At 55.5% G+C, this 10,622-nt stretch carries 5 protein-coding genes; 1 reads left to right on the top strand and 4 read right to left on the bottom strand.

The window, feature by feature from the left end; genetic code table 11:
* Positions 1–353: 353 nt before the first annotated feature.
* From MHY23_RS05635 to MHY23_RS05620, 4 genes are all read right to left on the bottom strand, one after another.
* Positions 354–4,019 carry an HsdR family type I site-specific deoxyribonuclease gene (locus MHY23_RS05635; RefSeq protein ID WP_239306752.1) on the bottom strand — a complete coding sequence of 1,222 codons (3,666 nt, stop codon included), beginning with the start codon at positions 4,017–4,019 and terminating at the stop codon, positions 354–356.
* Between the two features lie 12 nt (positions 4,020–4,031).
* Positions 4,032–5,270, bottom strand: a complete 1,239-nt coding sequence (locus tag MHY23_RS05630; protein WP_239306751.1) for a restriction endonuclease subunit S — start codon at positions 5,268–5,270, stop codon at positions 4,032–4,034.
* A gap of 126 nt (positions 5,271–5,396) precedes the next feature.
* Entirely contained in the window at positions 5,397–7,856 is a 2,460-nt protein-coding gene (locus tag MHY23_RS05625) for a type I restriction-modification system subunit M (protein ID WP_239306750.1), read from the bottom strand.
* A 470-nt stretch (positions 7,857–8,326) separates the two neighbouring features.
* A complete protein-coding gene (locus MHY23_RS05620; RefSeq protein WP_239306749.1) occupies positions 8,327–9,679 on the bottom strand; it encodes a site-specific integrase in 1,353 nt (450 codons plus the stop codon).
* Positions 9,680–9,993: 314 nt separating this feature from the next.
* On the opposite strand from MHY23_RS05620, the gene MHY23_RS11995 reads away from it, so the two are divergent.
* Positions 9,994–10,209: a helix-turn-helix transcriptional regulator gene (locus MHY23_RS11995; protein WP_370645824.1), complete on the top strand. Its 216-nt coding sequence runs from the start codon at positions 9,994–9,996 to the stop codon at positions 10,207–10,209.
* Positions 10,210–10,622 lie beyond the last annotated feature (413 nt).

The following is a 10,622-nucleotide window of genomic DNA, read 5'->3' as shown; positions in this document are numbered from 1 at the left end:
AACATGAGACTGGAAGCTAACCAGTAACCCCACAAAACGCTTGAGTGGAGACCGCTACCGGATCCCCACTCAAGCGCTACCACGAACTCACCACACCGCTACCATTTCGATCTTCTAAACACCGAGGAAGTCCCCTTCAGCCTGGAAGAGAAACTTCGCGACCAGGCCGGCGAGTACACCACCGCGAAGATCCCGATGACCAAGCACGTCGTGGTCGACGGCAAGCTCATCACCGGACAGAACCCGACGTCGGCTGCGGGTGTCGGCGAGGCGGTGCTGGAGGCGCTGGGCTAGGTGTTTTCGCGGGATATTTCCACTTGAACGCGTAGTCGAAGGTCACCCTCGGTGTCCTACTACGACATCGAGAAACGATCCACGAAGGCCGACAATTTCTGGCTCAAACGCGCCTGGACCTCATCTTGGTCCTTGTGTCGCCCAAGACTGGATGTGGCCGGCAACAGCTTCTTCATGGCGGTACCAGATGTTTGCACGCCACCATTGCGAAGTGCTTTTTCCACAAGCGAATATGTCTCGTCGGGGTTAAGCTCTTCAGCCTCGATCAGCTCATTGAGCTCTTGATCGCGCCGATTGGCTATGAACTTCCCCCAGCGCTGATGCGTGTCACCTGATGCCCCTGCGCTCTCTTCGGAGTGCAAGAATTCTTCGAATAGATCGCGCTTGTTGTGCAGGCTTGGGGATGCTTCAACACGGCGCTCGATCGTTGCACGAATCTCACGTGCTCCTGCGTCGTTGCGTTGGCCCAGCTTCGCGCGGTAATCATCAATCAACATGACGATGTAGTCCACGTTAACCTCAACCTGCTTAATCGGTCCCGGTCCAGCCACGCCCATTAGGTTCTCAGCGACTTCTGATGCTGCTTCCTTGAGGTCGGCGGGGAGTTCGTGGTGCAACACGTACTGCCGCAGCAATCTATCAATCGCCGTGTGGACTTTGAATGGCGGTAACTTTTTCCCGGCCTGTTCGCGGAAGTACTCGGCTGCAGCGTCGAGATCAACTGAGCTAATTACGTCATCGAAGCGGCCATATTCGTTGATATGGGCCTCATCCACGTGGGCGGCGAGGATTGTCCGCAGAAGGTTAGGATCAACGCCGATAGCACGCACGAGCTGTGCGATCTCACGGTCTTGCTGCGAGAGCCTGTAGTCGTTGATGTAGTCCTGAACAGTCTTTCCCGGCACAAGATCAGCATCACCGGACTGGATGTCGTGCAGCCAGCGATTTGCGAACACCTGATCCTCAGCGCTCAAACGTGCAAAGCCAGCGTGTAGGTCTGAAAGCAACTCGTCGAGTTCAGTCTGCGGCACGCCCGCCTCAATAGCGCGGAGGTACTTCGTGTACTTGGCGTTGAGGTAGTCGGCGTCGATACGGGCTGTATCGATGTGTGTGATGTGGACGTTGATGTCGTACGGCGGTGTGCTGTCCTCTTCCCCACCGCCTGGTTCTGGTTCGGGTTCGCCGCCTGAACGGTCAAGCTCTTTGTAGCGCGACAGCAGAGCGATGAATACCGGCTCAGTCAGTTCTACCGTGATGTCGGCATGATCGAATTTATACGTATCGTTTTCCCAAGTAAATCCCTGAATCTGGGCCGCTTGGAGATGCTCGTAGAGTTCGGGTAAGACCTTGGCGAACTCAAGGCGGTCGTCCTCTTCGTCTGGAAGACGTGAGAAGTCATCGATGCCAGCAAAGAGTCGTTTGATGACGGCAAAGCACTGGTTGATCTGCAAGAGATGCTCGTCAAGGTGATCAACGAATAACCCAAAGGGTTTGTCCCCTGAGTAAAGCTTCACGGCGGCGTCGATGTTGCGCTGCATCGTATGAGGCTTGCGGTAGTAGCGAATGGAGCCGAAGGGCTTTTCCGGGCCGAAAACGCGGTTGGTGCGCGAAAACGCCTGAATGATGTTTTCGTATGCGATGACTTTGTCGAGGTAAAGCGTGTTCAGCCACTTCGAGTCAAAGCCGGTCAGCATTTGGTCCACAACGATAAGCAGGTCGATCTGCTCGTCGTTCGTAAACGTCGGTGTGTTGTACGGCGCTTTATGCGCCAGGCGCGCAGCGATGTCGCGCTTAAACGCGGCGTGCGTCGGCATGGTGAAATTCCGGTCGAACATCGCGTTGTAGTGTTCGAGCACCTCGATAAGGCCGTCTTCCTTCGCGAGTTGCTGCTCGCCAGTGTTGTCGATGTTGGGGTCGAACAGCGCCGTGACGTTCAAATGCGGGTAGTTGTCGCGGAAGATGCGGAAATACTCGATTGCCTCTGGGATCGAGTGCGTAGCCAAAATCGCATGAAACGTGCTGTTGCGGCTCAAGTGCCCCCAGTTCTCGATGATGTCAGCAGCGACAGCTTTGCGATGCTGGTGCTGGTCGTACTGCGACATCGGAAGGTAATCCTCGATGCCCCTGTCGTAGGAGTTGTCGTCATGACGCACTCCTGCCATCGGCACCTGAGCCTTGTCCATGAACTTGAGGAAAACCTTCTCCTTCTTCGGATCACTGAAAGCGTCCTGCTCGTCGATGGCTTTGGCCTGCTCCAAGGCGACAGATTTGCGCACGTCGCTCGCTCGGAATGTCTCAACCATCTCGGGGTCAAAGCCGAGAACATTGCCGTCGCGAATACCATCGGCGATTGAGTAACGGTGCAGCTCGTTGCCGAAGATGGTGGCCGTAGTGGCGTGCAGCTTCTGGTTCTCGTCATGGATCGGTGTACCTGTGAAGCCGAAAAGCAGCGCGTCCGGCAGCGTGGTCTTGATATTCAGCAGCATGTCTCCGAAGGTGGAGCGGTGCGCCTCGTCCACGATGAAGACGATGCGCTTCTCGCGCAGTTTCTTTAAATGCGTAGCGCGCAGCGTCTCGGCCTGCAGGTGGTGGAATTTTTGCAGCGAGGTGACAATCAGCACCGAGGTGTCGTTGGTCAGCAGTTGCAGCAGCTCATCTGCGCTGGACGTATCCGCTACGTCGATGGTGTCCCCGCCGTAGCTGCGGTAGTTCGCCAGCGACTGCGTGCCCAGCTCCACACGATCAAGCAAGAACACGACTTTATCGGCGTTCTTGGAGTCAGCGATCAGCTGCGCTGTTTTGAAACTGGTGATTGTCTTGCCGGAGCCGGTGGTGTGCCAGATGTAGCCGCCCTTGTTGTCGCTGCCCCACTCGTGGCCTTCCACTCGGTCGGCGATGCGGTGCGCTGCGAAGTATTGATACGAGCGCATTGCCATGAGGATGCCAGCTGCGCGGTCGGTCACCGTGTAGAAGCCGATGAGCTGATGCGCCATCGGGATCGACAGCAGCGAGGTCACGACCGCCGGCCAGTCGTTGATCGGCTCGTTGTTGAAGTCAGCCCAGTGGAAGAAGAAGTCGGGGTTGAACTTTCTGTCAGGGCCAGGGTTAGCGAAGTACAGCGTCTCCGTCGGCGTCATTGCTGCGAAGATCTGCACTAGCGAGAACAGGCCTGTGTAGACGCCCTCATGCGCATACTTGATGATCTGGTTCGTGGCCTGCGAGACAGGAACACCCGAGCGCTTGAGTTCGAGGTGGATCACCGGCATGCCGTTTATCAAGAGCATGAGATCGCCTCGGCGCTCAGGCAGGAGCTTGTGGGCGGCAGTGGCAAACTTTGGCTGACGCGCGATCTGGTAGTACGACTGGCCGCCAGCAATCTCGCGGCGGTCGTAGATCTTTAGCGAAACCTCTTTGCCCAAGTTGTGAGCCTCAGGAGCATCGCGGGTAATTGCCACACTGCGCCCGTTGATGAACTCATTGAGACGCAACGGCGTGCGCAGCTCGGTGATCTGCTCGATGATCTGATCCATCTCAGTAGATGTCAGCGGCACATCACCAAGTCGGTCCTGGTCACGGTTGTTGTTGTAGAGAATCTCAGCCCAGTTGTCGATGAGCTGGCGCTCAGTTGGTCGGTCGAGGACCTCATCCCAGCCATGACGGCGCAGCATAGCGACAACGTCGTCCTCGAAGCGCGCCTCGTCTGTGTATGTCAGTGGTGTAGTCATTGTGAACGCTCCTTAGACGAACATGCGCTGCAGCAGCGCAGTCTTTGCCTGCGTCAGTTGCGTGATGTAGCGGCTTTCAGCTGCGATGAGCTCATCGAGGTTGGAGAAGGCCTCACCGATAGCGTGCTGCTCTTCGATGGTGGGGATTTGAAACTGCACCGATTTGAGACTGCGCGGGTAAATGGCTGCAACACTCGTCGTTCCGGTGGCACATTTGTTGACATCTCGAATTGAGCGAGGATGGTTGTAGAGGTAGTTGAAGAACTTTGTATCAACACGCTCCAATGTAAACCGAGCAATGTTGCCATTAAACGCGAAGGCCCCAGATTCACCCATCCAGGTAGCACCTTTTCCAACTAACTCCATCGTGTTGCGAGTATTGAAAAGGAAGTCCCCGGTGCGAACTAGCGAGTCCGAAGATAATTCAGCGCTGTCAGGAAGACGCTCGAAAGAAGAAAAATCGAAAAATCCGCGTTGAATGTTCCCCATCTTTAAGAGCGGAACCCCGTGGTATCGAGTTGAGCCTAGAATGTTTGTCCCGATTTCTACTCGCGTTAGCAAGCTGTCGAATGAAACCGTCTCCCACGCCCCGCTAAACCCACCGAGCCGTAGCTCCGGTTCATTGGTACCGTCTTGCGGGAACATACGCTGCAACAGCGCAGTCTTCGTCCGCTGCAGGTTCTTGTGCTTGGCGCGGTGCTGCTCGATGAGTGCGTCGAGATCAGCGAAGAGTTCACCGATAGCGTGTTGTTCTTTCACACTCGGAACTACGAGTTTGAGATTTCGGATTGGGTCAAGATGCAAATGTTTAACAGCCGCACCTTGAATATTGTTCAATAGTTCTGCCCTACTGGAGCCCCCAGTTAATTCCAACGCCAAAAAAGTCGGATCAATACCGTCTCCAGGCGTAATGACATTCAGATCGCCTCCGAGAAGCACATCAGGAACTTTCAAATGTGAAGCTCTCACAATATTTGTAGGTGTAACGTCAGAAGCTGGCATCAGAACCTCGCGGCCAGTACTCACAACGGAGCCATCATTCATCCGACTAAACGTTGTTATTGAACGAATCTCAGTCGAGTAGTTTGTGTAGAGCTGCCCATAAAGAAAAAGTGGGTAGGTACCGGTGCCCACATCAGCCTTCGAGTATCCCTTCCCCCTTGAAAAGGTTGCGTGGTCAGAAAGCGAAATAACATTCCACTCACCGTCGAACCCATCAAACCGCAGTGCCGGTGCGCTGTTGCTAGTCACTCTGACCACCACCCAGCATCTGCTGCAGGGCTGCGACAGCCTGCATGTCTGCTTCCGAGCCAGTGAGCTTATCCAGCGATGCAAGCAGGCTGCGTTCAGTGGTAGCGATCTGCGTGTCCAGCTGAGTCAGCGGCGTGGCGTATCCTGCAAGCGCTGCACCTGGTCAGCGAGTTCACGCAGGGTTAGCGTCGGCAACAGCGCGAGCTGCACCATGAGCGCTGCGACCCACTTGGTCGAGAGCACTTCGACGATCTGATCATCGGTCAGGTTCTCAACAGTCTCGTGCGTCTTGGTTTCAAGGTCTTCGTTGGCCTTCTTGAGCTGCGACTTCACCTTAGTCAGACGGTCAAGCAACTGCTTTGCTTCGATCTGAACAGCCTCGACGCTACCCTCAGGCCACTGCTCACCCTTCGGAAGGGCTGGAAGTGCCTTGACCGCCTTGTTGAGATCACTCTTAAGGAAGCCGTCTTCCTTAGCGTTGAGCACATCGGCCAGATCAGTCTTGTCCTCTTCGCTCAAGCCCTCAATCAGAGCCGCAAGCTCAGCGGTAGCGCCTTCTAACTCAGCAGTGAGGCCCTCGACCTGGTCGCGTAGTGCAGGTAAGTACAGATCGCGGATGATCTCAAAGGTCGCGACACGGCCTTCCCAGCCGGTTTGGACTTCGACTTTCTTCTTATCCTTGGTCTTCCACTCCATAACTGGATCGACCACACGCATCGCATCCCAGCCCTCGGTCTGCAAGATCGTCAGATCGTTGGCAATAGTGAGCCACTTCTCATGCAGCAGCTGGTATCCCTGGTACTCGTTAACCAGCGGCACCGGGGCCAAACGCGTAAACAGATCAGCCTTGATGCCATCTTCAGCAGTGTTGACTGGAACAGCCATCGCACCGTCAATGAGCTCGGTTTCCAAGGAATCAGCAAACCCTGCTAGTGCCGCGTTCAATGTGTCTGCCAACGCTCCAGAAGCACTGTGCTCCAAGACTGTTTCGCGAATATCGTCAGTGCGGATGGTTGCATAACCATTGGTATCTTCATCAAAGAGCGCCTCACGCAATCCCGGCAGCACGTCCCAGTAGCCAGCAAGAGCGTCGATCTCGCTGATGGGAAGGCCACCGTTGACGGTGGCGAAGAAGTCCACAGACTCCGGCGGCAGCGTTGCAGAGACGTAACGCGGGATATTGAGGTTGTAGTCGTTGGCGCGGATCTCATCGCGAGACACAACACGAGCGAAGTGCTCGACGTCGCGGCGTGCATGGACAGTATCAACGATGCGCTCGATGTCACGAGCGCGCAGCAGGTTATTTTTGCCGTCTTTAATAAAGCCCTGGGATGCGTCGATAAACAGCACGTCGTCGTGGCTGCGCTGTTTCTTGAGCACCATGATGATGGTCGGAATACCCGTGCCGTAGAAGATCGACCCTGGCAGGCCGATGATGGTGTCGATGTTATTGGCCTCGATAAGGCGCGTACGGATCGTCTCTTCCGCCCCACCACGGAAAAGCACACCATGCGGCAGAACGATGGTCATGATGCCATCTGGCTTAATGTGGAACAGCTCGTGCAGCAAGAATGCGTAATCAGCCTTGGTTTCTGGTGCCAGACCATACTGCGTAAAACGTGGATCAGTGGCTTTGCCCGCAGGCTTCCACTTCTGTGAATATGGTGGGTTCGACACAACAGCATCGACAAACAGCGGATCGTAGGTGTTTTCCGGGTCAGACTCGTCAAACATCGGCCAGTCGTGTTCAAGGCTGTCGCCGTTGCGAGCCACGATGTTGTCGGCCTTGACACCACGCATGACCAAGTTCATGCGTGTGAGGTTGAAGGTGCTTTCCTTGATTTCTTGGGCGTAGTACTTAATCGCATCTGGATCACCCATATGATGTGCGACAGCTTGGCCGATGTTGAGCAGCAGCGAACCAGAACCGGAGGTCGGGTCGTAGATGGTGAGAGTCTCACGGTCTTGCGTGTGTGCTGCAACAATGCGGCTCATCACCTCAGAGACCTCGTGCGGGGTATAGAACTCTCCCGCCTTTTTACCGGCGTTCGCTGCGAACTTCGAGATCAAGTACTCGTAGATGTAGCCAAGCACGTCGTAGCCCTGAGCACCGTCAGTGGGGATGTCGTTGATGAGGTCGAGCAAATCCTTAATAGCCTTCGTCTGCGACGTAGCGTTCGTGCCCAGCTTCGACAGCCCCGTTTCCAACGTGCGGAAGATGTCTTTGAACACGTGGGCACGGCTCGGCAGGATGAGGCGGTCAAATGCTGCAAGCGCATCACGCACATCAGCGACGTTGAAGTCACTGCCTGCAGCGCGCCACGTCGAGTGGAGGTTGTCGTACGAGATGAAGTAGCCCAAGCGGTTCTGCACGAACTCCACTGTCTCTGCGTCGTCTTCGACGAGCGCCTCGGCCAGTTCGTCAGGTTCCACGTCGTTGGCGTACATGAGTTGCTCAACCTGATCGGAGAGGAACTTATAGAAGATGAAGCCGAGAATGTAGTCCTTATACTCCTGCGCCTCGATCTTGGAGCGCATGGTGTTGGCGGACTCCCAGATGCGTGATGCTAATTGTCGTTTGTCCATGTGAAAGTCCCTGATCCAGCTCGTTGAATTTCTGTGAAATACGGATGTTCCAAGTCTCTGGACGACTTTGCGACCAGACGGTGGCAGCACACGCCAATAGGATTCCCAGAGCTCGGAGCTTAACCTAAAGTCCGCTGTCTGCGGCCGACTACACACCGACTCGAAATACTAGAGCCTAAGCTCACTACCAATTTCACTACCGAGACCAGAGCTCAGGCTAAACCCAGCATGCAAAAACCCGGCCAGAGAATTTCTCTCTGACCGGGTTGCAATCACGTTGGTAGCGGGGGCTGGATTCGAACCAACGACCTCTGGGTTACTAGTATCAAGCTCGATACCCTGGCAAGTTATCCCCTGTGAGCTGGACTTTTAATAGGGGCAGGAACCCTAGGGAACTCTAGGGAATCCTGTGCCTCCCGCATCTATAGGGACGCTTATAGGGACGATTTGAAGCAGGCAAGAGCACCCCATTAGACCGCAATGTCGGGGTCATCGGCGGATGGCTCCTCCTCAGTCACGACGGTGAGTCGCGGCTGAGGCGTCTGGGAGTCTCCATCCGACTCAGCGGCATCGTCGGCATCCGTTTGGGACTGCAGCGCACCGCGCATCAGATCCACCGCTGTCATGTCCGTGTAGTAGCGGATATTGACCTCCTCCGAGTGGCCGAAGTACGCAGCGCGTACTTCGAGCGGGATGAAGGGGGCGGTCAAGGTGTTGAGGGTGGCACGCCAGGAGTGCGACGTCATCTGCGCCAATTTCGGCATGTTGAGCACCTTGGCCATGTCCTTGAAAAGCTTGGTGGCAGCTTTACTGGCCGCGTTGGAGTCCCACACCTTTGTCGGATCAGCTGGCGCACCGACGATCAAGTCATCTGGATTGCTAGAGCGCGCAAGCTTGGCGATGTATTCCTCGATACGAGGGTTGACCAAGGGGACGTTTCGGCCCCGATGCGTTTTGGACTTCTCTGGGCTAACTGGGGCAAGCATGTGATTGTCTGCATCGACCGCCATATCGCGAAAACGCAGCTCCACGACTTCACCGATGCGAAGTCCGATACCGGCTTGGATGAGTGCTGCGCGCACGATGTTTTGGTGCAGTCTAATTGACGAACCGCGCCTGTCGGTTCCCGGTGGCAGCGGCACTGTCGTGTCGCGCTCAAGCAAGTGCTCCACCACTCGGTCGTACTCATCTCGCGTCAGGGTGACGTCTCCGGAAGATCCCTTGGTGGTCTTCTTCACCTTCGGTAGATCGATGGACATGCCTGCCAACGGGTTGCCCTGGATGAGCTCATCACGACGAAGCGAACCGAGGATGTATTTCGATAGGACTCCACGACACTGACGTGCTGACTCCTGCCCGTGGGCGTAGGCAATGTCGATCAGCGCGCGCTCCATGGTTCTAAAACGCACAGCATCACCGATGCTGTAGCCGTCAAAAGCGCTGCGGAGGTGCTTCAGCGACAAAACATGGCGCTTGTACGTCATCGGTTTGATTTGCTCGGATGCCAGTGCTTGCTCAAGCGCAGGCGAAACCACGTCATCGATATAGCGGGTCATCGCCATCGTGATCTCGACGGTGGAATGCTGGCTTTGCACCATAGCCTCCCACTTGGCTTTCGCCTTGTCGCGAACTGCACGCTCTGAGCGCGTGGTCATCTCCGTCTTCTGCCGTGGGATGAGCCTGCCGTCAGGAAGCCTGCCTTGCCAACGGATGACCTTGACGCCACCTGGTTTCGATTGCACCGCTACGCGGTCAATTGAGTGCTCACCGGGAGCTATCTTCGTGCGTGGTGCACCCTTCTTTGTTTTCTGTGTTGTGCTCATGCGACATATTCTACCTGTGCACTAGCAAAACAGTAAAGGGTACGTTGTTGTTTTGTAGCGGGAAGTGCGGGTAGCACTGGGAACCGTAAGGATGTACAGTCTCGTGTGAGCACAATGCTCTAGTGCCAGTGCGGGGACAACGAGGTGGCCACTCGCCCGCGCTCGATGTAGGAGCCGAGTTGCCGTGTGAGCACCAGCGGTTGGGTGTGAACGAGCACGGCAGAAGAGTAAAGCAACCGGTGCTGGGCACACAGTAGACGTACTGCCAGCGAGATGACGTGGGCACTCTTGGATCTACAGAGAGTGATTTTCCCATGTCAAAAGACGTGAAGACGCTGCGTGTTGTAGACGTAGATGCAGTGCCTGTCTATGCCGTGAACACAGAAGATGCGGCGTCGTTTGTGGGCTTGAGTGTCAAGACTCTGGCTAACATGCGCTCAGATGGCACTGGACCGAAGTATCTGAAGGTAGGCAGCAAAGTGCTGTACAGAGTAAGAGACTTAGAAAATTGGATCGACAGCTACTGCTAGGTATAGAGAACAGCACCCCCGGTAGAAGTTCTACCGGGGGTGCTGTTGATTGTTATATAGCTGGCGTTGGCAGCGCTGTCAACCTCAGGCGCGAGTCTACTGCACATGAGGCAGTGCGGGCAGCACCGTTGTCAACAATACAGGTTGGCACCGTATCTGCAGATCGATTGGAGGGCGGCTGAGCGCCGCTATCTAGCTCATTCGCAATAATCGAATCGTCGCCTACTTAACCCGCCACCTGCTGATGTGTTCCTCCCTCGCTTAAGTCGCAGAAGGTGGGCTGTGTTGGGTGAAAAAGCCGGTTGTTGGGTGAAATCAGCCCAAAAGGGCTGCGGGTGAGGTTTGTAACAATGCAGGTCAGAAGCACATTACGCGGGCACAGTGCTGAGAATGTTGAGAAAAATGACAAAAAT

Origin of the sequence: Corynebacterium sp. ACRQP (assembly GCF_022345915.1) — a bacterium.
Lineage (GTDB): Bacteria > Actinomycetota > Actinomycetes > Mycobacteriales > Mycobacteriaceae > Corynebacterium > Corynebacterium lehmanniae.
The sequence above is the reverse complement of the archived record's forward strand: the minus strand, read 5'-3'. Positions and strand labels throughout refer to the sequence as shown.

Coding starts and splice junctions, on each gene's coding strand:
- MHY23_RS11995 (WP_370645824.1), top strand. CDS start 9,994: ATGTCAAAAGACGTGAAGACGCTGCGTGTTGTAGACGTAGATGCAGTG.
- MHY23_RS05625 (WP_239306750.1), bottom strand. CDS start 7,856: ATGGACAAACGACAATTAGCATCACGCATCTGGGAGTCCGCCAACACC.
- MHY23_RS05635 (WP_239306752.1), bottom strand. CDS start 4,019: ATGACTACACCACTGACATACACAGACGAGGCGCGCTTCGAGGACGAC.
- MHY23_RS05620 (WP_239306749.1), bottom strand. CDS start 9,679: ATGAGCACAACACAGAAAACAAAGAAGGGTGCACCACGCACGAAGATA.